Origin of the sequence: Bacillus gaemokensis (genome assembly GCF_001590835.1) — a bacterium.
GTDB lineage: Bacteria > Bacillota > Bacilli > Bacillales > Bacillaceae_G > Bacillus_A > Bacillus_A gaemokensis.
The window spans coordinates 151,699-172,972 of sequence record NZ_LTAQ01000070.1 but is presented as its reverse complement, the minus strand read 5'-3'; the positions used below and the strand labels follow the sequence as shown (position 1 = coordinate 172,972).

Annotated in this window: 18 protein-coding genes and 1 pseudogene; 6 read left to right on the top strand and 13 right to left on the bottom strand. The window is 35.3% G+C overall.

The window, feature by feature from the left end:
• Positions 1 to 47 precede the first annotated feature (47 nt).
• The 4 genes from pflB to nagE all read right to left on the bottom strand — a co-directional run bounded on the left by pflB (position 48) and on the right by nagE (position 6,625).
• A complete protein-coding gene (gene pflB / locus AZF08_RS28010) occupies positions 48 to 2,297 on the bottom strand; it encodes a formate C-acetyltransferase (RefSeq protein WP_033677770.1) in 2,250 nt (749 codons plus the stop codon).
• A gap of 436 nt (positions 2,298 to 2,733) precedes the next feature.
• The gene (locus tag AZF08_RS28005; RefSeq protein WP_033677767.1) at positions 2,734 to 3,549 is read right to left on the bottom strand and encodes a hypothetical protein; all 816 of its coding nucleotides are present in this window, start codon (positions 3,547 to 3,549) and stop codon (positions 2,734 to 2,736) included.
• A 94-nt stretch (positions 3,550 to 3,643) separates the two neighbouring features.
• Complete coding sequence (locus AZF08_RS28000; protein ID WP_033677764.1) at positions 3,644 to 4,870, bottom strand: serine hydrolase domain-containing protein; 1,227 nt, start codon at positions 4,868 to 4,870, stop codon at positions 3,644 to 3,646.
• A gap of 261 nt (positions 4,871 to 5,131) precedes the next feature.
• Positions 5,132 to 6,625 (bottom strand): N-acetylglucosamine-specific PTS transporter subunit IIBC, encoded by a 1,494-nt coding sequence (gene nagE, locus AZF08_RS27995; protein WP_033677761.1) that lies wholly within the window; start codon positions 6,623 to 6,625, stop codon positions 5,132 to 5,134.
• An 833-nt stretch (positions 6,626 to 7,458) separates the two neighbouring features.
• Here nagE and glsA point away from each other — a divergent pair.
• The 3 genes from glsA to AZF08_RS27985 all read left to right on the top strand — a co-directional run bounded on the left by glsA (position 7,459) and on the right by AZF08_RS27985 (position 9,410).
• Positions 7,459 to 8,388, top strand: a complete 930-nt coding sequence (glsA, locus tag AZF08_RS27990; protein WP_033677758.1) for a glutaminase A — start codon at positions 7,459 to 7,461, stop codon at positions 8,386 to 8,388.
• Between the two features lie 317 nt (positions 8,389 to 8,705).
• Positions 8,706 to 8,933 (top strand): SA1002 family membrane protein, encoded by a 228-nt coding sequence (locus AZF08_RS32425; RefSeq protein WP_438823431.1) that lies wholly within the window; start codon positions 8,706 to 8,708, stop codon positions 8,931 to 8,933.
• 135 nt (positions 8,934 to 9,068) lie between these two features.
• Positions 9,069 to 9,410 (top strand): DUF3969 family protein, encoded by a 342-nt coding sequence (locus AZF08_RS27985; protein WP_033677756.1) that lies wholly within the window; start codon positions 9,069 to 9,071, stop codon positions 9,408 to 9,410.
• 27 nt (positions 9,411 to 9,437) lie between these two features.
• Here the strand turns inward: AZF08_RS27985 and AZF08_RS31010 are convergent, their stop codons facing one another.
• On the bottom strand, positions 9,438 to 9,596 hold the full coding sequence (locus tag AZF08_RS31010; protein ID WP_167332933.1) for a hypothetical protein: 159 nt from the start codon (positions 9,594 to 9,596) through the stop codon (positions 9,438 to 9,440).
• A 111-nt stretch (positions 9,597 to 9,707) separates the two neighbouring features.
• Positions 9,708 to 10,319, bottom strand: a complete 612-nt coding sequence (ytaF, locus tag AZF08_RS27980) for a sporulation membrane protein YtaF (protein ID WP_033677752.1) — start codon at positions 10,317 to 10,319, stop codon at positions 9,708 to 9,710.
• Positions 10,320 to 10,456: 137 nt separating this feature from the next.
• On the opposite strand from ytaF, the gene AZF08_RS27975 reads away from it, so the two are divergent.
• Complete coding sequence (locus tag AZF08_RS27975; RefSeq protein ID WP_033677750.1) at positions 10,457 to 11,110, top strand: DUF1232 domain-containing protein; 654 nt, start codon at positions 10,457 to 10,459, stop codon at positions 11,108 to 11,110.
• Positions 11,111 to 11,202: 92 nt separating this feature from the next.
• Here the strand turns inward: AZF08_RS27975 and AZF08_RS27970 are convergent.
• Both AZF08_RS27970 and AZF08_RS27965 read right to left on the bottom strand, forming a co-directional pair.
• Positions 11,203 to 12,125 (bottom strand): annotated as a pseudogene (locus AZF08_RS27970) (tetratricopeptide repeat protein).
• Positions 12,126 to 12,350: 225 nt separating this feature from the next.
• Positions 12,351 to 13,673: an acetylornithine deacetylase gene (locus AZF08_RS27965; RefSeq protein ID WP_082246189.1), complete on the bottom strand. Its 1,323-nt coding sequence runs from the start codon at positions 13,671 to 13,673 to the stop codon at positions 12,351 to 12,353.
• A 141-nt stretch (positions 13,674 to 13,814) separates the two neighbouring features.
• Here AZF08_RS27965 and AZF08_RS31005 point away from each other — a divergent pair, with 141 nt between their 5' ends.
• A complete protein-coding gene (locus AZF08_RS31005; protein WP_033677745.1) occupies positions 13,815 to 14,009 on the top strand; it encodes a hypothetical protein in 195 nt (64 codons plus the stop codon).
• A gap of 148 nt (positions 14,010 to 14,157) precedes the next feature.
• Here AZF08_RS31005 and AZF08_RS27955 read toward each other — a convergent pair whose 3' ends face one another.
• On the bottom strand, positions 14,158 to 15,579 hold the full coding sequence (locus tag AZF08_RS27955) for an amino acid permease (RefSeq protein ID WP_033677740.1): 1,422 nt from the start codon (positions 15,577 to 15,579) through the stop codon (positions 14,158 to 14,160).
• Between the two features lie 283 nt (positions 15,580 to 15,862).
• Entirely contained in the window at positions 15,863 to 16,117 is a 255-nt protein-coding gene (locus AZF08_RS27950) for a biotin/lipoyl-containing protein (RefSeq protein WP_033677738.1), read from the bottom strand.
• A gap of 458 nt (positions 16,118 to 16,575) precedes the next feature.
• Here AZF08_RS27950 and AZF08_RS27945 point away from each other — a divergent pair, with 458 nt between their 5' ends.
• Positions 16,576 to 17,982 (top strand): sigma-54 interaction domain-containing protein, encoded by a 1,407-nt coding sequence (locus tag AZF08_RS27945; RefSeq protein WP_033677736.1) that lies wholly within the window; start codon positions 16,576 to 16,578, stop codon positions 17,980 to 17,982.
• A 192-nt stretch (positions 17,983 to 18,174) separates the two neighbouring features.
• Here AZF08_RS27945 and truA read toward each other — a convergent pair whose 3' ends face one another.
• From truA to AZF08_RS27930, 3 genes are all read right to left on the bottom strand, one after another.
• A complete protein-coding gene (truA, locus tag AZF08_RS27940; RefSeq protein WP_033677734.1) occupies positions 18,175 to 18,912 on the bottom strand; it encodes a tRNA pseudouridine(38-40) synthase TruA in 738 nt (245 codons plus the stop codon).
• A gap of 102 nt (positions 18,913 to 19,014) precedes the next feature.
• A complete protein-coding gene (rlmD, locus tag AZF08_RS27935; RefSeq protein ID WP_033677732.1) occupies positions 19,015 to 20,394 on the bottom strand; it encodes a 23S rRNA (uracil(1939)-C(5))-methyltransferase RlmD in 1,380 nt (459 codons plus the stop codon).
• Positions 20,395 to 20,404: 10 nt separating this feature from the next.
• Positions 20,405 to 21,268 (bottom strand): DNA-3-methyladenine glycosylase family protein, encoded by an 864-nt coding sequence (locus AZF08_RS27930; protein ID WP_033677731.1) that lies wholly within the window; start codon positions 21,266 to 21,268, stop codon positions 20,405 to 20,407.
• Between the last annotated feature and the right edge of the window lie 6 nt (positions 21,269 to 21,274).

The window sequence follows — 21,274 nt, the reverse complement described above, 5'->3', positions numbered from 1 at the left end:
AACAGCTCCCTCTGCTTCTTATAAACAACAGAGGGAACCTTTTTTATTTACATACTTTCATGCATTGTACGGTTAATTACATCAATTTGTTGTTCGCGAGTTAATTTAATGAAGTTAACAGCGTAACCAGATACACGAATTGTTAATTGTGGATATTTTTCAGGATGGTCCATTGCATCCATTAATGTTTCACGGTTAAATACGTTAATATTTAAGTGATGACCTTCTTTCACTGCATATCCATCAAGCATAGATACTAAGTTACGTACTTGTACATCATCTTCTTTACCAAGTGCTTTTGGAATAATAGAGAATGTATTAGAAATACCATCTTGTGCATCTTCATATGGCAATTTCGCAACAGATAATAGTGATGCTAGTGCTCCTTTTGTATCACGTCCATGCATTGGGTTTGCCCCTGGTGCAAATGGCTCACCAGTACGACGACCATCTGGAGTATTACCTGTTTTCTTACCGTATACTACGTTAGATGTAATTGTTAAGATTGACATTGTATGAACAGAATTACGATATGTTTTATGTTTACGAAGCTTGCCCATAAATGTTTTTACAAGATTTACTGCAATTTCATCTACACGATCATCATTGTTACCGTATTTAGGGAAATCTCCTTCAATTTCGAAGTCAACTGCAATACCATTCTCATCACGAATTGGTTTTACTTTCGCATATTTAATTGCACTTAAAGAATCAGCTACTACAGATAATCCAGCAATACCAGTTGCCATTGTACGAAGAACATTTGTATCATGAAGTGCCATCTCAATGCGTTCATAGCTATATTTGTCGTGCATATAGTGAATTACGTTTAGTGTATTTAAGTATAGACCCGCTAACCATTCCATTGTCATATCGAATTTGTGCATTACCTCTTCGTAATTTAATACTTCAGCAGTAATCGGTGCAAATTCAGGTCCAATCTGAGCTTTTGATTTTTCATCTTTACCACCGTTAATTGCATATAATAATGCTTTTGCCAAGTTTGCACGCGCTCCGAAGAATTGCATTTGTTTACCAATTCTCATCGCAGATACACAACAAGCAATACCGTAGTCATCGCCATATTCCGGACGCATAATATCATCATTTTCATATTGAATTGCAGATGTATTAATAGACATTTTCGCACAGTAGTTTTTAAATTTCTGTGGTAGTTGTTTAGACCAAAGAACTGTTAAATTTGGCTCTGGTGCTGGCCCTAAGTTATCTAATGTATGCAAGAAACGGAATGAGTTTTTCGTTACTAATGGACGACCGTCAAGTGCCATACCACCAATAGATTCAGTTACCCAAGTTGGATCACCAGAGAATAATTCATTGTAATCAGGTGTTCTTGCAAATTTCACAAGACGTAATTTCATGATAAAGTGATCTACAATTTCTTGTGCTGCTTCTTCTGTTAATGTACCATTTTCAATATCTCTTTCAATGAAGATATCTAAGAATGTAGAAGTACGTCCAAGGCTCATCGCTGCCCCATTTTGTTCTTTAATCGCTGCAAGATAAGCAAAGTATAACCATTGGAATGCTTCTTGTGCATTTGTTGCTGGTTTTGAAATATCAAAGTCGTGAGAAGCTGCCATTTGTTTTAATTCTTGAAGTGCACGCATTTGCTCAGATAATTCTTCACGTAAACGCATTGTATCTTCGCTCATTACACCGCCAGTTAAATTTAAATCTTCTTTTTTCACTTCGATTAAACGATCTACACCGTATAATGCCACGCGGCGATAATCGCCAATAATACGTCCGCGGCCATATGCATCTGGAAGACCAGTAATAACACCTGATTTACGAGCCAATCTCATTTCTGGAGTATAAGCATCGAATACCCCTTGATTATGCGTTTTACGCCAGTCTCTGAAAATACGACTAAGTTCTTTATCCATCTCGTATCCATAAGCTTCACAAGCTTGCTCTGCCATACGAATACCACCATATGGTTGCAACGAACGTTTAAACGGCTTTTCAGTTTGGAAACCAACTACTTTTTCAATATCTTTATTTAAATATCCAGGACCATGAGATGTAATAGAAGAAACAATGCTTGTATCCATATCAAGGACACCACCATTATCACGTTCTTGTTTTGTTAACTCCATTACTTGACCCCAAAGTTTTTTCGTTGCTTCTGTTGCTCCAGCTAGGAAGGTTTCATCACCTTCGTAAACGTTTACATTATTTAAAATGAAATCGCGAACATCAATTTCTGCTTTCCACTTTTCACCTTTAAAGTTTGTCCATGCGTTTTTTACGGTTTCTAATACTTGAGTCATCCTAATCTCCTCCATTTTTGATTAGTACAGGACTAAGATTTTTTATATAACAGCTTACACATTTAGAATACTACTTTTTTTAAAAAGCGAACGTGATAGTTGTGACACATTTGTGAAACGTTGAGCAAACAACTATAACCATAGTATTAACTTCACCTAAAACTCCTTTAAATTAACTCTTCCCTAAATTGTATTTTTTTGGTATCCTTATAAACGAATCCTATTCTGTGGTATAAAGAGTCATACCCATTTTAAACTGTAATACCCTTACCTCCTATTCTGTTATATATTTTTTATGACAGAATAGAAAGAAGTGTACCTGTTCGGTACACTTCTTTTCATATTGTTGCAAAAAGCAGATGATTTCTCATCTACTTTTTTTATTCTTAATATCCATTCTATTTTCCAACAAAAGAGATAGCCCTTAGCGTGTTTTCTAATTCTTAAATGTTATAATTGCAGCCACTGTATAATATACTGCCTTTTGTAGCTCTGCATTTTCAGATACAGATATCGTAACCAGTGACCCACCACTTGCGGAGAAATATTGAACCGCTTCTAATGGAATCCCATCTTCTTTTACATCAATATAAGTTCCATCTTGCCAGTTTCCTTTTTGCATAGTTGCCGATAAGTCTCCTGTAACTTTCCCAATTTCCTGCCCGTTCACTAATACAAAATGCCATTCCCATTTTGTAAAACTCAACAATTGATTTAATTCACCAATTTTCTCTCCCATTGCGTCATAAAATAAATACGCTTTCCGTCTCCCCCACTTCTTCTTGACCGCTAGCAGCTCTTCTCCTAATTCATTGTATAAATACAATTGTTGCTCATGCATTCCTTTGAATAAAAAGGATAGAATACCTTTCCATATCTTTTGAATATGGGAATCATAGTTTTCTTTGAGAGCACCCATTGTATTTCCATCTAATCCAAAGTATGTAACTGTCTTAAATAAACCTATTTCTCTACGAACAACGAATCTTCGCTGTTCCAACAATACGGATATTTCTCTATCTTGAGTTATCTGTTCCATCCATTTAGCTCTGCTTCTTTCTACTAAACTATAAATCAATAGAATACATGCCGGTAACATGATACTTATTAACTTTAAAATATCCTTTTCCGAACTAAAAACTGTTCCTTTCCGATATTCCACTGCAAATCCAATCGTAACAATAATCAAGACAATAATAGCTAAAAATAATGTCCGCTTTGCATTGCATACATGATGCTTATGAATGCTCATAACAATCCTCCGTTTCCATTTTTTTCATTATCTCAATAAATATCCCCTTCCTCAACTTACACATAGAAAAAAGACTATCTCAAAAGATAGTCTTTCACACCTCAATATGCTGTAACATTGTATAAATATCATTATTTACCGAACCAAATGATTTAATGTTATTTTGAATGTTAGATAATAAAACAACGTATACATTTCCACTTCTACTGAAGCCGTTCAAGCAATTCCAACCTGGCATTACACCATGATTAGAATAACTTCCTGGATTCACATACCAACCGAATCCATAATCCTTTTTAAATGCCGTAAACATTTGATCGTAGCTTTCTTTGGATATTAGCTTCCCAGAAAATAGCGCTTCATTAAATAGATATAAATCATTTGCACTCGTATATATATCTCCATTTCCATATAATTGTGACATACTCGGAATAGCAGGTACTGTCATATCATTATTTACAATCTTGTAACCAGTAGAAGGATACTTTGTTTTCTCTAATTCAGTGCCAAAACCTGAATTTTTCATGCCTACAACATCAAAAATATGTTGTTTAATATATTCTTCTAACGGTTGCCCACTAACTTTCTCAACGATGTAACCAAGTATTGAGTAATTCGAATCTGAATACTTCCATTTTTCACCTGGATTAAATAAACGTTTTTGCTGTCCAATTCGCTTCAACAATTCCTCATGAGAAATATCATCTGATCCAGCTTCATATTCTGGAATTCCTGATGTGTGGGTTAGTAGATGCACTAACTTAATTCCACCACCTTGCGGGAAATCTGGAATATATTTCGCAATTGTATCTTCTGTTTGAATCTTATTTTGATCTTTTAATTGCATAACTGCTGTTGCTACAAATGCCTTTGAAATCGATCCAATATAAAATGTTGTTGCCGAATTGTTTTGTATATTTTTCTCTCTATTTGCAAGACCGTACCCTTTATTCAAAAGTACTTTTCCATTTTTCACAACAACTGCTGTTCCGCTAAAATTTTTACTCTGCAAATACTGATCTAACTCAGCATTTTCATTAATTTCTTGCGGTGGTCCTTCAGCAGGTGGTTCTGTTACTTTAGTGGGTTGCACTGGCTCTTGATGCTGCTCTGTTTGTTTTTCTTCTGATTTCTTGTTAATTTCTTCCTTCTTTTTTATTTCTGTTGCTGCTTTTAATGTATTCTCTTTTTTATTATGGGAAGTAATTTTTGTATATCCAAAATATACAAGTGAAAATAGTACAATGAGAATAACCGCTCTTTTTATGTATATAGCCGTTCGATGAGCTTTCATACCGACACTATTCTTTTCTTCATTCATGGTTCTTTTTTTCCCCTTATTTACCAATAATTTAATCACTTCATAAAAAAATATGCTCTCTATTTTTCCTAACTAATGGAAATTCCATTTTATATCATCCTTACTTTATCATGTGACGAACTTATTACCAACCAATACGTACAAAAAAGAAAAAGAAAATTTCCCAAAGTAAGATTCCCATTGAAATTTTCACAAAAAAAGAGGATATCCTCTAAAAGATCAATTTCATCAATCTTTCCAGATATCCTCTTATCTAATTATTTATACATGCTTTTTCATATCATCGGCAACAGATTCAACATTTGTACCTACAATAACCTGTACACTTGTGTTGCTTAATTTCATAACACCTTTTGCACCAGCACGTTTTAATGCTGGCTCATTTACTAAGTTTGCATCTTTTACTTGTAAACGTAAGCGCGTTGCACAGTTATCAATAACTGTTAAATTGTCTTTTCCGCCTAATGCTGCTACGTAGGTTTCACCGATAGATCCTGCAACCGGTGCATCTCCTTCTTCGATTAACTCATCGTCATCTTCACGACCTGGAGTTTTTAGGTTGAATTTCTTAATTAAGAAATAGAACACGAAGAAGTAAATTGCTGCGTATATTAAACCGATACCCGCTAGTAATAAAGGCTTTGTTGCGATACCAAAGTTTAAGAAGTAATCAATTGCCCCAGCACTAAATGAGAAACCATCGTGAATGCCAAGTGATGTTGTTACAAATAAAGAAATACCTGTTAACACAGCATGGATACCATATAGTACTGGTGATAAGAACATGAATGAAAATTCAATTGGTTCTGTAATACCAGTTAAGAATGAAGTCAATGCAAGTCCACCTAACATACCTGCAATTGCTTTACGTTTTTCTGGCTTAGCAGCTGCAATCATTGCGAAACATGCTGCTGGTAAACCGAACATCATAACTGGGAAGAAACCAGTCATAAACATACCTGCTGATGGATCTTTTGCAAAGAAACGAGCGATATCACCATGAACAATATCACCAGCTGCATTTGTAAAGTCACCAAGTACAAACCAGAAATATGTGTTCATTACATGGTGTAAACCGATTGGAATTAATAGACGGTTTAATAAACCGAATATCCCGGAACCAATTGACCCTAAGTTAACAATACCGTGAGCTACTGTATCGATACCACTTTGAATTGTTGGCCAAATTTGTCCAAATACTAATCCTAAAAGAAGCATTACAATAGAAGTAATGATTGGAACAAAACGTTTTCCTGCAAAGAATCCTAACCATTCTGGTAATTTAATTTTATGGAATTTGTTATATAGTAATCCAGCAACAACCCCGGCAATAATCCCACCAAGTATGGCCATATTTATCTTCGGCGTTAGTGCTGCTGCTTTTGAAACTTTTGTCATTGTATCAGATAACTTACTTGGATCTACTGAGCCAAGTAAGTCTTGAACACTTTTTAATTTATCGTTTAACTCTGCTGCTGAATATGCTTTACTTAGCGCATTCGTTGTATTTTGTAGAACCAGATAACCAATTGCACCTGCAAGACCTGCTGCACCACTGCCATCAACAGATAAACCGATTGCAACACCAATTGCAAAAATAAGTGCTAAATTATCAAAAATTGCTGCACCGGCCTGTGCCATAACAGGAATATTAAATACGTCATCTTGACCTAAACGAAGCAATAATCCTGCTGCTGGTAACACTGCGATTGGAAGCATTAATGCTTTACCAATACGTTGTAAAAACTGCAACATTTTAATTCCCCCTATTCAAATTTATGAAATCGTTATCATTATAAGTACGCTTTAGAAAACGCTTTCTATTACATAACCATGATAACATATAGTTGTATAGATGTGTAGTTTTAATTTATGAACTTTTTATAGATATCTTTTCTATTTCCAAACTGTTATATAAAAGGAAATTTCTCCTTTTATTAGCGACTAAAGTTAAAAACAAGATAAAGGGAAACTTCCTTCACCAATCGGGCTTTTACGGGCAGTTGATTCCCCACCTACCTTCCTTGTTTCTCTCTGAATCTTGAGGTGAGGGTCTTACTGCCCGCAAATAGCGGGATAATGGGACATATATACATCCAGTTTCATTTTTCATTTGCTGGCACATAAGTCGCGGCTATGAAGAACAAAAGGTGACCTTCATTCATTTGCCCTCTTTGTTTTACTTGGTATGGGGCAGGAAAAGGCTCTGACCGCTTCTATGCATGGCCGGATCCTCTCTTCCACCTTAAAAAGGGTTTATATCTTTTAATCAATTTGTATTCATATAAACGTCTATATTTCCATTTTCATTTGCTGCTGGCACATAAGTCGCGGCTATGAAGAACAAAAGGTGACCTTCATTCATTTGCCCTCTTTGTTTTACTTGGTATGGGGCAGGAAAAGGCTCTGGCCGCTTCTATGCATGGCCGGATCCTCTCTCCCACCTTAAAAAGGGTTTATATCTTTTAGTCAATTTGTATTCATATAGAAGTTTCATTTTATCATTCCACTTTTTCATGTTATTATTTATTTCCGAGTGTACTTGGGAACAGTAAACTTAGTTAAAAAGAAATAGGAGCGTTGGTACTATGCAGTGCATCGAAACAAACAACTTACAACAGTTGTTAGAACAAGTAAAACCTTATACAAAAAAAGGGAAACTTGCTACTTATATCCCCGAACTAGGAAATGCAAATCCAGACGATTTAGGAATTGCTATCTACCATAAAGAAACAGAATATATCCATGCTGGTAACTCACAAACACTATTTACCCTTCAAAGTATTTCAAAAGTGATTACACTTGCACTTGCTCTTCTAGACCGTGGTGAAGAATATGTATTCTCTAAAGTTGGGATGGAACCAACTGGTGATCCGTTTAATTCTATTATTAAGTTAGAAACTACTAGCCCTTCTAAACCGCTTAATCCAATGATTAACGCCGGTGCATTAGCTATTACAAGTATGCTCACAGGAGATAGTAATGAAGAGAAAATGGAACGAATTCTCCGCTTCGTGCGCGATATTACAGACAATCCTTCTATTAATTATTCGTCCAAGGTTGCGATCTCTGAACTAGAAACAGCTTACTTAAATCGCTCACTTTGCTACTACATGAAGCAAAACGGAATCATAGATGGAAATATTGAGGAACTAATGGATTTATATACACGCCAATGTGCAATTGAAGTAAACTGCATTGATTTAGCACGCATTGGTTTAATTTTTGCAATGGACGGTTATGACCCATATAAGAAAAAACAAATCATTCCGAAGCATATTACAAAGATTTGTAAAACATTCATGGTAACTTGTGGTATGTACAACGAATCTGGTGAATTTGCTATTCGTGTTGGCATTCCTGCAAAAAGTGGTGTAGCTGGCGGGATTTTTGGCTGCGTAAAAGGGGAAATGGGAATCGGTATTTTTGGACCTGCTTTAGATGCAAACGGAAATAGTATCGCTGGTTTTAAAATTCTCGAACTCCTTTCAGCTCAAGAAGGCTGGAGTATTTTTTAAAGAAAAGCGACTTACAAGCGCTTTTCTTCCTTACACGTAATAATTAGAACGGAGTCATATATGCATACTTTCTTTTATTTAATCATTATTGGAATCTTACTCTTATTAATCGGTTACCTCACTTATAACAAACTACATTTACATAAAGCAAAAACATACATTATATCCCTTTTTTCTCTGTTTAGCCCCACTCCTCCTTATTATAGGTATTGGCTTATCATTTTTTATCAAATTAAATTTCGGTAAAATAGAAGTTGATTCAGTTGTTTACCTTTCCTTTATTGCAATTTTACTAACAGCTATTGTAATTCTATTTCATTCACCTATTCGACCGTTTCGTAGACCTATCAACTGATTTATTTGAGGTTGCTGAATATTTCATTCAATGGAAAACCATTTATTTAACACTCTATCAACTATTCTTTGGTGTCTTTATTAACAGTGCAAACTCCTTGAAAAATATTTTCTCTAATTTTGAGAATCCTGATTATGTTGTATTTGCATTACTTATTTCTCTGCTATCTGTATGGATTGCAGAGAAATAAGGATTTCAAATTCTAACAAGTAAAAAGTTATCCTCGTCTATTCAGACAGGATAACTTTTTTTATTATGCATATTTGTCCCACCCTCCTGAATAATATAGTACAACCTAACGCTATATGGTGGAGGTGTAAAAGAAATGAAGCTCATATTCCAAATGGCAGAAAAGCCCGTCCTCGAAAAAACTATTCTTCTTTTTATACTTAGTATTGTGGAAAGCTTGAAACTAAAAGTAGTTTCGCCCGATGAAGCTTATCGATACATATTTAATTTAGAAGTATTGGAATTATTAATGGATCGAAACATTGATGATCAAGTATTAGAACTTATTCATTTTGGCATGGGGCTTGAAGATATTCACCATGTCCTCCCCGAAGAATTAGAACCAAGTATTGAGGAACTAAAATGGCGCTGTATTCAAGTTTTAGGTGAGTACGGCATGTATGAAGAATCACAACAGTTAATCGAAGACATCCGTTAGAAAAGCACCTATGCAGGTGCTTTAATTTTAATGTTTTTTCAAACTATTCTTATACGTTTCAATATTAACAGGTAGTTCTTCCTCTTCTAACGTATGCTCATTTACATCTTTATGAACATGCGCTCCTTTAGGAGGCTGATGATCATGACCTTTTTTCTTATGATCAAACGCTTTACCACGCCCCATATTCATCCCCCTTTCTTTAAAAGAAATCAATGTTAGTATGAATAAAAGTTCGTCGATATATGCAATACCTTGTTATATTTCCAAGGAAATACTCGGATGCTGTTTCCCATATTACATCAATTGATCGATTCCAATAAGAATCAGTAAAACACCCGCAATAATTGTTGCCCACTTTCCTAAGTATTCCGCTAAAAACTTCTTCCCTATATACGAAAAACCACTAATACAAATAAAACTAAATACACCAGAAACAATTGCAGTCCACCAAAGATTTAAATTGGTTACCCCCGCATCAAACCCCCCAGCAATATTATTAATGGATAGTGCAACACCTAATACAAGTGCTTCAGAAAAGCTTATTGTTTTAGAACCATCGAAGTCAGCGTTTTCTGGATTATGCAAAATCCCCATAACCATATTCCCCTTTTTCTCAAGTACCTCCTCCGACTTGCTAAGTAATGGCTGACATAAAACAAATACTCCAATTACCCCAAGAACAATCGCGCCAATTAGATTAGCCATAAAATCTGAAATAAACAATGAAATCCAATTACCAAAAAATCCGGCCAATAAGGTGAAGAGGAAACCGAAAAAAGCAATGATAAAATTATTAAACCAAGATATTTGAATTCGACGAATCCCATACGCAATTCCTACACCTGCATTATCTAAATTAGAAGCAATTCCAATTAGAAGAATTGAAAATAAACCTGCCGTACTCATCAACAGTCACTCCTTTTTTTCACTTTCCCATGCATCTTATGCAAATGTTGAGCAACTGTGCCTGTCAGCTTCATATACTTGTAATAAAAGCTCAACATTTTTTCAACACTTTAGAAACGAGAAGGAGTGCCTAAACTATGTCCACTCAAAATCCAAATGTTCAGCTTGGTACACTATTAAAGAAATTATTAAAAGAACGTGCCTTATCTATGCGTCAATTAGGAACACTTACAAACATTGATCCCTCAACAATTTCAAGGATTATAAATGGTAAGCAACAAGCGAAACAAAAACATCTGCAAAATTTCGCAGAATGTCTACAAGTTCCACCACAAGTGCTATATGATGCAATGTATACTGATTCTCCTCATGAAAAAAAAGACAGAACGGATATGTACACATCCATCGATGCTATTCAACAAACATTACAATCCTCTAACTTATTTGATTACGATTACACAACAACTCGTGTTAAACAGGAGCTCGAAAATTACGAAAGCTATGCGCAAACAACCGAAGGACAAAAACGTATTCACGAAAGCTTCTCACCAAAACTCGAGCAGATTGACAGCACAGGCCCTTTTATTGAGCAATTAACAGATATGTATCAGCAATTTTGCAAGGAATCTATTTCAATTCAAGAGCGCGCTATCATTGGCAGCGCCTTATTGTATTTTGTTTTATCAACAGACATTATCCCAGATTATATATTTCCAATTGGCTATTTAGATGATGCTATTGCGGTGGAACTAGCAAAAGAGAAGTTAGCTGAAATAAAGAAGAAAACTTAGGGGCCTTATTGAAGACAAAAGAACTATTCCAAAATTTCTAGTTTCACTAGTATTTGAAATAGTTCTTTTTCTTCTGAGTTTATCGTAGCTGTTTACCCTTGGTATTCTGGATGATGATGCCGTTGACATCCAAACAGATAACAGCCTGTGTATATCGATGTTTTAAATTTCATTTTAGGAATGTATCCAGATACAACCTTCTCCACCATATGTTCATAGTCTTCCTTATAATTACTTAACTGTTGGATACACTCTTCTTTATCATTTTCTGTCCATCCTTCGTCACACACCTCATCTAATATATCTCGGATTTGTTCATTGGTTTGCTGAATTACCTGACTGATAATTTCTTCCGCACGAGTTATATAGTTGATTTTAAATAGGGAATATATATACCTACTAATCCAAACAGGTTCTTTCCAGTAATCTTTCCATCCTTTTTCAAACCACATTATAGCTTCTTTAAAACACCCGAGTTCCACATATAATTCTGCAACTTCGATTGCTCCTACAAAATCGTTATCCTCCTCCGAAAACGAATCTAATTTATTCTTTCTTCAGTTGCTTTGCCAAGCTCAATCAAACATTTGACATAACTATATAGATAATAATCAGAGTTATCAGAGTTACTTGAACCCATAAGAAAATACTCTGCAGCCTCTTTTAATTCTCCAAGGTGATACTTAGCTACACCTAAATTTTTGTATGCTTCAATAGATGGCTGGATTGCAATAGACTGAAGCAAAATGTTAGAAGCATCTTTCCAGAATTTTTTCTTTATATAAATTTCTCCTAAAAGATTATATGGAAAATAAGACGCTGGCTTCATATCTATAACTTCTCTAATAAGCATCAAGGCATTTTCAATATCATCTTCTTCATAGTTATATATCCAAGCAAGATTGTTTAACGATTGAACATCTCTTGATACTTGTACGGCTCTTCTAAAAAGTTTTAATGACTCTTCATATTTATTTTTTTCGAGTAACTCAATTGCCTTTTGATTTATATTCACTTACATTCTCCTTTATTTCATTTGGTATTATCTTACCATTCATGAATTTATTAGGGAGACTAAAGCAAAAAACATTCCCATTATACTATAAAGAAATTGTTTCTTATTCCATTAAAATCAATAAAAAAATCGTACAAACATCAAAGCTTGTACGATTCCACGACAGGTACCTCTCATATTACAGAATAAACCTTATATTTTTATTAGAAACACCTTAAATTCCCCTTATTTTTCCGTATGACACCATTCATATATGAAAGCAGTAATAACTTTTGTAAACTCGATCAACTGCTGGACTTCGACTTTTTCATTTACAGAATGCGCTTCTTCTAACGTACCTGGACCGTAAATGACCGCTGGAATATTAAAATGACTAAACCATCCACCATCTGTTACCGTTGCTGACATATCTACAGTTACCTCTCTTTTTAATATGGATTCATGTACAGATCCAAGTTTCTGTACAGCTGGATGTTCACCATCAACTTCTAATGAGGGGAATATTTCACCTCGGTCAACAATCATCGATTCTCCCCCCCACTCAAACTGTGGTGGATTTTCGCGAAGCCATGGATCAGCCGCTGCCACTCTACCAATATACTCTTCAATTTCCTTTGCCACCTGATCATGCGTTTCATTCGGATAGAAATGTACCGTAATCCATAAGCGGCACTCGTCTGCAACAAAAGCTGCATGGCGCCCTCCTTCAATGACAGCTGGGTTAATTGTCGTTGTTCCTGATGGATAGCCTTCATATGTTTTCATTACCGCCCAATGACGTTCTAGTTCCTGTAAACCTTGGACAATTTTCATCATCTTTTCAATCGCACTCGCTCCAAACAAACGGCCACCAGCATGAATCATCTGTCTACGCGTCGCATCATGAAATGTTTGTAGACTTTTTACGGTAATCCACCCTGTAATAACGCCGCCTTGCCCTTGCATATGTAAATTACTTGTATCAACCACTACCGCAACATCAGCATTGTAGCCACGTTTACAACATTGAAGTGTTCCTGCTTCTCCCACTTCTTCTCCAATCACCGATTGAAAGATTAAATCCCCAGGTAATTCAATTCCTGCTTCTTGTAACAGCTGAATTGCAAACAAAGCTCCTGCTAATCCACCCTTCATATCAGCTGCGCCGCGACCAACTAGCCATCCATCTTTTATAAATGGTTTAAATGGCTCAGTTTCCCAGTCCTCATCTGCTGATACTTCAGCTACATCCATATGCCCATTAATGATAAGACTTTTATGAGAATTACCCGCTGTCCCTTTTTTCACCCCAACAACATTTGGATCATTCGGATATACATCCCATTTATCGATTGTAAAATCACGTTTTTTCAAAAAATCAGCAACAAATTGCTGTGCTTCATTTGTATTCCGCGCTGGCGGTGCTGGTGTTTCAAAACGGATTAATGTTTTGGTAAGCTCTAGTAGTTCCTCTTTTCTCAAATCAATTTGTTTTACTAGCTGTGAAATGATCTGATTCATGACTAATTCCCCTTTGCATACATAGTATGTTTCCAGTTTTATTTTCACAAAAAAAGAGACTGTATACAATTTTATAGCCTCTAATGATCCATACCCTCTTCTCACTCCTATACGAACCAATATTTTACAATTAATTGGATTTTTTTGTGATATAATAAATTTATAAAATAATAGAAAGGGACTAATCATATGATAAAAGATAAACGACTAAAGCGCCTATATTATCTATACCTTTTCCCTGCAATCCTATGCATGATGTTTTTTCTCAATAACGACATGAATAGCCTTCCTTATGCAAAGCTAATTGGGACAATTAGCGGTTGTATCGCAGCGATTATGCTTGCTGCGTTTTGGACTGCTAAACTAAAAATAAAAAGAGGGTAATCCTCTTAGTTTGGATGTATTGTATAGAAAAAAACGAGCTATCTAGTAGATTAGCTCGTTTTTCTTTTTGATTTTCATTTCCATTTCTACAGTTGATTTTGTATAACGACTATTCCTCGACTGCATGAAAATCACATCTAAAATCTTATCATAGACTTTGCGCTTCTGTTGTATTCGTCTTTTCAATATGCGTCATTTTGTTTTTCTTATTTCTTGTAACAAGGTAAAGCAGTAAACAAACAATCACAAATGGAATACCACAGTACAATGCCATTCGTTGTTCCGGAATAAAAGCCATACTAATGATTACCGTTAAATTTAATACTAAAGCAAGAATTGGAACAAGCGGATACAATGGGGTTTTAAATTTCAAGTCCTTAATATCTCCTCCTTGCTTTAAGTATGTTCTTCTAGCCAAAAGGTTAGATAAAGCGATAGACGCCCAGACTAATATTGCACCGAATCCAGCAATAGAAAGAAGCCATAAATAAACTGTACCCTCCGCATAAATACCTGATAGTAACGAGAGACAACCTACAACAGTACTTACAACCAATGCATAAATTGGAACACCATTTTTAGATAACTTACCAAAAATCGGATTAATCATCCCTTGATTAGACATAGACCATAGCATACGAGAAGTTGCATATAACCCTGAGTTCGCCACGGATAGTACCGCTGTAATAATAACGAAATTTATAATATCTGCCGCATAAGGAATACCAATTTTATCAAATACAACTACGAATGGACTTTCTATCACTCCTGCTTGCTGCCAAGGAAATAATCCAGCAAGGATAAAAATAGAAAGTACAAAGAAAACTAGTATACGCCAAACTGTATTATTAATTGCTTTTGGTATTGTTTTCTCCGGGTTTTCGCTCTCTCCAGCCGCAATACCAACTAGTTCTGTTCCTTGAAAGGAAAAGTTGACTGCAATCATTGTAATTAAAATAGCTGTTAATCCATTTGGAAACAGTCCCCCGTAATCAGTAAAACTAGAAAGCATTGGTGCTGGTTCATTTCCTTTCATATCTAGGAAACCAAACATAGCTGCCCCGCCTAAAATAATAAACGCGATAATTGTAATTACTTTAATACTTGCAAACCAGAACTCAACCTCTGCAAAACTTCTTGAGGATAATGCATTAATAGTAAAAAGCAGAACTGCAAACACTACGCACCAAATCCACGATGATACATCCGGAAACCAACGTTTCATTAAAATACTAACTGCAATCAGTTCAATGCCTATCGTAGCGGACCAGTTTAACCACGACATCCATCCCACTACATAACCTACTGCAGGCGAAATATGTTTTGTAGCATACGTTTGATAAGACCCTGCATCAGGCAGAGCAACTGCCAATTCCCCAAGGCAGAGCATCGTTAAATACATAACAAATCCCCCGACAAGATAGGCTACAATTGCTCCTCCAGGCCCAGCTTCATGGATTGTATAACCGGATCCTAAGAAAAGTCCGGTGCCAATAACCCCTCCCAGTGCGATCATAAATAAATGTCGACTTTTCAACTCCCGTTTTAATTCCTGGTTTTGATTTGCCATATAAATCCCCCTTTTAGTTTTGCAAACACTATGAATGTAAACGCTTTAAAAAAATAATCTAAAAAAAGAAAGTTAAAACATAAAAAAGATAATGGTGTACATTTTTATTACGGATTCACAATAGGAGAGGGATTTTTTGAAAGCAAATCCCCCTATCAAAAAAACAAACCGTAACGTAATAATCAATCCTTAAACTTTCTTATGATTCACTCGGTATTAGAATAAGTGAAAGTAATTATTTAAAAGAGCACTAGAAAACAGTACATAATCCATACAGTTTCTATTAATCACTACCTGTTATTAACATGTCATCCCTTACTGTTATTAATCGTGTTTTATTCGTGATAGTTTGTCCCTCTTCCACTTCTAGCAATTCGATATAGCCACTGATTCCTACTTTAATTTCTACTTTCTGTTTATCTATCGTTTCAATTAACGCTAATTTTTCCCATTCATATACATATGAACTTTCAGTAATAAATAATTTCTCTACTTTTCCATAACAAGGACTGTACACGTTTTCTATAACCGCCTTCATTTTTCAACCTCCTTTTTCTTATTAAGTACTGCTGAAAAGTTACATACCTTATAACATGAAACTTTGCTCCGTAGGGGCTTTCTTCACCCTCTACTGAGCATTTGCCCTCACCAACTGGGCATTTACGGGTAGTTTATCCCCTACCTATCTTCTTTGATTTCCTTAGAATCTAAAGATAGGGATATTGCTGCCCACATATAGCGAGATAAAAGTTTCAACTTATCCCTAATCTTGAAATGTAGAGAATTCAACTACTATTCATGCAAGATACATACCAACCTCAATTCCTGTCTGAAATTAGGATTCCGTGCGAAAAAAAATCTTAATAAGTGCAAAATTTTTCTATTATTTAAAAATTTCCAATCATAAATCGCAAAAAAATTTTGCGATTTTACAAGAATTTTAATAAAATTAAAAAAAGTCAGTCTTCATAGGGTATAACGAGGAGAAGATGATACATGCATACAGAAGAAATCAATTTTAAAAAGTTAATTGAGATGAATACGCTATATGAAACTTTGCTGAATGAACTTGATATTGGAATTCACATTATCAATGAGGACAGTAAAACGATAATCTATAATCGCAAAATGATGGAAATTGAATCAATGGATCGTAAAGATGTATTACATAAAAATCCTTTAGAGGTATTCGTATTTGAGGAAAACCAAAGTAGTACACTCATAGAAGCACTAAGACTCGGAAAAACAAAAAGAAACATAAAACAAACCTATTTTAATAATAAAGGAAAAGAGATTACAACAATTAATGATACTTTCCCCATAATAGAAAATGGAAAAATCAAAGGCGCTATTGAGGTTTCAAAAGACATTACCCAATTAAAGCAAACGATTAAGACAAGTCTTCCTCGAAAACAAAATACTAAGTTTACCTTTAATCATATAATAGGTAATTCTATGGCAACTCAATCTATCATCACAGAAGCAAAAAAAGTAACACGCACATCCTCCTCCATACTTATCGTAGGAGAAACGGGAACTGGGAAAGAACTGTTTGCACAAAGCATTCATAATGAAAGTCATCGTTCAGCAAAGCCTTTTATCTCACAAAACTGCGCTGCTATACCAGAAACCCTAATGGAGAGCCTATTATTTGGAACGAACAAAGGCGCTTTTACAGGTGCAATAGATAAACCAGGTTTATTTGAAGAAGCTAATGGAGGAACTTTATTATTAGATGAAATTAACTCATTAAGCCCAGCTCTTCAAGCTAAATTACTGCGTGCTATACAAGATAAAACAATACGAAGAGTCGGAGGCTTACAAGAAAAAGAAGTAGATGTCCGAATCATAGCAACCATTAATGAAGATCCTATTGAAGCTATAACACACAATCGATTAAGGAAAGACCTATATTATCGATTAAGCGTGGTCACTTTATTTCTTCCACCTTTAAGAGAGAGAAAAGAAGATATCTTAATTCTCCTTCATCATTTTATCGAAAAATATAATATCCAATTTGGCTTAAAAGTAAAAGGGGTGGATTCTAACGTAAGAAACTTTTTTTATGACTACGATTGGCCAGGTAATGTAAGAGAATTGGAACATATGATTGAAGGCTCTATGAACTTAATAGAAAACGAGGAAATCATTACAACGTTCCATATGCCAACACGCTTTTATGAACTAACAAAAAGAGAATTCGACATCCATCCAACACTAACTCATCAAAATGCAAACGATACGCCTAAAACTTTAAAGCATACAATAAAAGAAATAGAAAAAGAATACATTAATCAAATTCTTAAAGAAAATAAAGGTAATATTTCACAAGCTGCAAAATTTTTAGGATTGAGTAGGCAAAACCTACAATATCGACTAAAAAAATATAATTTAAATAGCTAAAAAGCCCTATACATCCTCTTAATTTCTTTGCAGTTTCTATAAATACAATCAAAAAAGAAAGAGTGAATAACTCTTTCTTTTTTGATTTACATTCTACCTATATCAACTACACAACAATCTCCACATGTCTAAAGTGTATGTAAGAACATATGGGGTACTAGTAAATTTACAAAATACATTACATCTGTTTGTCTAAAAATCAACCTTCTCCAAATACAATCCACTTGCATCCGCAAGGCAATTGATTTGGTTTCGTTGTTTTTCCTCTAAAATTTGCGGCACTGCTTCAGCATCTAACTGACCTAATCCAACTTCGATTAACGCTCCAACAATCTTTCTTACCATATTGTGAAGAAATCCGTTTCCGCTTACTCTAATTTGGATGAAACCTTCGTTTTCCACGATATCGAGCATATATACTTCACGAACCATAGACTTTTTCTTAGATTTAGCATTTGAAAAAGCAGTAAAATCATGTGAACCGATTAAATATTGAGCTGCTTTTTTCATGCTTTCAATATTTAACTTTTTTCCAACATGCATGCTGTATTTGCGCATGAATGGATTTATATGTTCCTCATTCCAAATCTTATATAAATACGTTTTCGCTTTTGAGTTATAGCGGGCATGAAAACGATCTGGAACTAGTTCCACATCAGTAATACTAATATCGTTTGGTAGGTATTGATTTAAATACTTTTTAACTTTTGGTTCAGATAATTTCTCATCAACTTTAAAATTAGCTACCTGGTTAAGAGCGTGTACACCAGCATCTGTTCTGCTGCAACCGATAATTTCGATTTCTTTTCCGACCATTTCTGATAATATACTTTCGATTTTTCCTTGAATAGTATTATCGTTATTACCAAGACGCTGCCAGCCCTTATAGCGTGCCCCATCATATTGAATTATCAATTTATAATTGTTCATTTTCTTCTCCTTATTTTTAAGTATCTCAATAAAATACAATCCCTCACACAACTCTTTTTGCATGAGGGAAACGTATCTTATTATTACTTAAGTCCAGCTAGTCTACTTTCTCACAAGCTTAACTACATTCTCCACATGCGCCGTATGCGGGAACATATCAACTGGTTGTACATACTCTACTTCGTAACTCCTCATTAATGTTTTCACATCACGTGCTAATGATGAAGGATTGCAAGAAACGTAAACGACTTGTTTCGGCTTTACTTTTAAAATCGTTTCAAGTAACTTATCATCACAACCTGTGCGTGGTGGATCAACAACGATTACATCTGGATGCCAGCCTTCTTTAACCCATTTTGGTAGCCATTGTTCTGCTTTTCCAGCTTCGTACTTCGTATTTGTAAATCCGTGACGCTTTGCGTTTTTCCTTGCATCTTCAATCGCTTCTGGAATCACATCCATACCGCGCACTTCCGCTGCATCCTTCGCAAGCCATAGGCCAATTGTACCAACACCACAATATGCATCAACGATTTTTTCTGTACCTGTTAACGCAGCAGCTTTTTTCGCTTCGTTATACAGGACAACTGTTTGTTCTGGATTCAACTGGAAGAAAGCACGTGCTGATAATTCGAATGATAAATCACCAAGTGTTTCTTGAATAACTTCTTTTCCAGCTAAGTTGAATGTTTTGTCACCGAAAATAACAGATGTTTTACGCCAGTTCACATTTTGCATAATCGATTTAACTGTTGGCATTTGTTTTTGTACTTCTGCGATAAATTGATCTTTATTTGGTAATTCTTCTTTTGTTGTAATTAATGTGACTTGTACTTCCCCTGTTTGAACTGCAGCACGTGTCACAATTGTACGCACTAGACCTTTTTGTTTTTTCTCGTTGTAAATAGAAATGTTCAGTTTTTCTAATATACGTCGTACGACTTTCGTCGCTTCGTTTGTTGCTTTATGCTGAATCATACAATGAGAAATATCAATTAGCTGGTGTGAGTTTTGCTTATATAAGCCTGTAATCACTTTTTCGTCTTTACGTCCCACTTGCAATTGACTTTTATTACGATAATGCCATGGATTTCCCATGCCAAGCGTCGGACGAATATCAGCTTCCAAGCTTCCGTTCATATACTTTTCAAACGCTTGTACAACTATATCTCTCTTTTGATTTAACTGCTCTTTATAATCTAAATGTTGCAGCTGACAACCACCGCATTCATCATATACCGGACATGGCGGTTTTACGCGATGCGGTGACGCTTTACGAATTTTTTTCACTTTTGCTTCAGCAAAGCCACGCTGAATTTTCGTTGTTTCCGCAACAACTTCTTCTCCTGGTAATGCCCCTGGAATGAAAACAACTTGTCTCTTAAAATAACCAACGCCTTCTCCGTTAATCCCAAGACGCTTAATTGTCACAGGAAACGTTTGACCAACTTCCAACTTACTCTCGTGTTGCTTTTGCACTATTGTTACACCTCTACTCTATACTTTTCCATAAATATAACGCTGCATAACTGCAGTATGGTTCACACTCTTGTTTCACTTGTTCTAAAAATGCATCATCTGGTTTATTCTCTAATTGAAATACACCTTGAAGTGCACGCTGAATCCCAATATCTGCTTTTGGGAACATATTTTTTCTCCCGAGTCCAAACAGTAAAAAGTTTTGCACCGTCCATGCACCGATACCTCGCACTGGTAATAATTTTGCTGAAACCTCTTCTTCTGTTTGTTTCTCTAATGCTAATAAATCCAACTTACCTTCCACAATATGTTTTGCCAATCCTACCATATATTCAGCTTTTCGTTGACTAAACTTCTGATTTCTAAGTTCTTCTATTGAAATATTTGCTACTCTTTCTGGTGTTGGGAAAAAGAAAACTCCATTTTCCTCAGTTCCATACCGTTTTACAAATTGTTCTGTAAGCGTAGTCGCAAATTTCAAATGTATTTGTTGATGAATAATACAACGAAGGAGACAAGCAAAATAATCAAACTCTAAAATAAGTGGTGTATACGCATATGTTTCAAAGATTGGACGTAATGATGTGTTGATAAAATGGGTTTGTATATCTTGAAAAGATTGGTTCCATTGGAAAATAGAATGGATACGTTTCATAATTATCTCTGGCTCACCTGTCTGGCTTGAAATCCAAAATTGTGGATTTTGAAGCGTACCGATTCCCTGCACACGAACAACAACATGTTCTCCATCTATAATGAGTGGAACATAAATTATTTTCTCATCCAGCTGAACAACATTTAGCGGGTCAAAAGATAAACGCCTTAGCACTTCTTCAAAATGGTACGGATACTTTAGCGTAACATGTTCGCTCCACATACGTTT

What these genes read in the sequence shown, in the direction of transcription:
- AZF08_RS27955 (WP_033677740.1), bottom strand. Translation starts at nt 15,579, where the DNA reads ATGGCAAATCAAAACCAGGAATTAAAACGGGAGTTGAAAAGTCGACAT.
- AZF08_RS27930 (WP_033677731.1), bottom strand. Translation starts at nt 21,268, where the DNA reads ATGTGGAGCGAACATGTTACGCTAAAGTATCCGTACCATTTTGAAGAA.
- AZF08_RS28000 (WP_033677764.1), bottom strand. Translation starts at nt 4,870, where the DNA reads ATGAATGAAGAAAAGAATAGTGTCGGTATGAAAGCTCATCGAACGGCT.
- AZF08_RS27985 (WP_033677756.1), top strand. Translation starts at nt 9,069, where the DNA reads ATGAAGCTCATATTCCAAATGGCAGAAAAGCCCGTCCTCGAAAAAACT.
- glsA (WP_033677758.1), top strand. Translation starts at nt 7,459, where the DNA reads ATGCAGTGCATCGAAACAAACAACTTACAACAGTTGTTAGAACAAGTA.
- AZF08_RS27975 (WP_033677750.1), top strand. Translation starts at nt 10,457, where the DNA reads ATGTCCACTCAAAATCCAAATGTTCAGCTTGGTACACTATTAAAGAAA.
- nagE (WP_033677761.1), bottom strand. Translation starts at nt 6,625, where the DNA reads ATGTTGCAGTTTTTACAACGTATTGGTAAAGCATTAATGCTTCCAATC.
- AZF08_RS31010 (WP_167332933.1), bottom strand. Translation starts at nt 9,596, where the DNA reads ATGGGGCGTGGTAAAGCGTTTGATCATAAGAAAAAAGGTCATGATCAT.
- AZF08_RS27945 (WP_033677736.1), top strand. Translation starts at nt 16,576, where the DNA reads ATGCATACAGAAGAAATCAATTTTAAAAAGTTAATTGAGATGAATACG.
- pflB (WP_033677770.1), bottom strand. Translation starts at nt 2,297, where the DNA reads ATGACTCAAGTATTAGAAACCGTAAAAAACGCATGGACAAACTTTAAA.
- AZF08_RS28005 (WP_033677767.1), bottom strand. Translation starts at nt 3,549, where the DNA reads ATGAGCATTCATAAGCATCATGTATGCAATGCAAAGCGGACATTATTT.
- AZF08_RS27950 (WP_033677738.1), bottom strand. Translation starts at nt 16,117, where the DNA reads ATGAAGGCGGTTATAGAAAACGTGTACAGTCCTTGTTATGGAAAAGTA.
- AZF08_RS31005 (WP_033677745.1), top strand. Translation starts at nt 13,815, where the DNA reads ATGATAAAAGATAAACGACTAAAGCGCCTATATTATCTATACCTTTTC.
- ytaF (WP_033677752.1), bottom strand. Translation starts at nt 10,319, where the DNA reads ATGAGTACGGCAGGTTTATTTTCAATTCTTCTAATTGGAATTGCTTCT.
- truA (WP_033677734.1), bottom strand. Translation starts at nt 18,912, where the DNA reads ATGAACAATTATAAATTGATAATTCAATATGATGGGGCACGCTATAAG.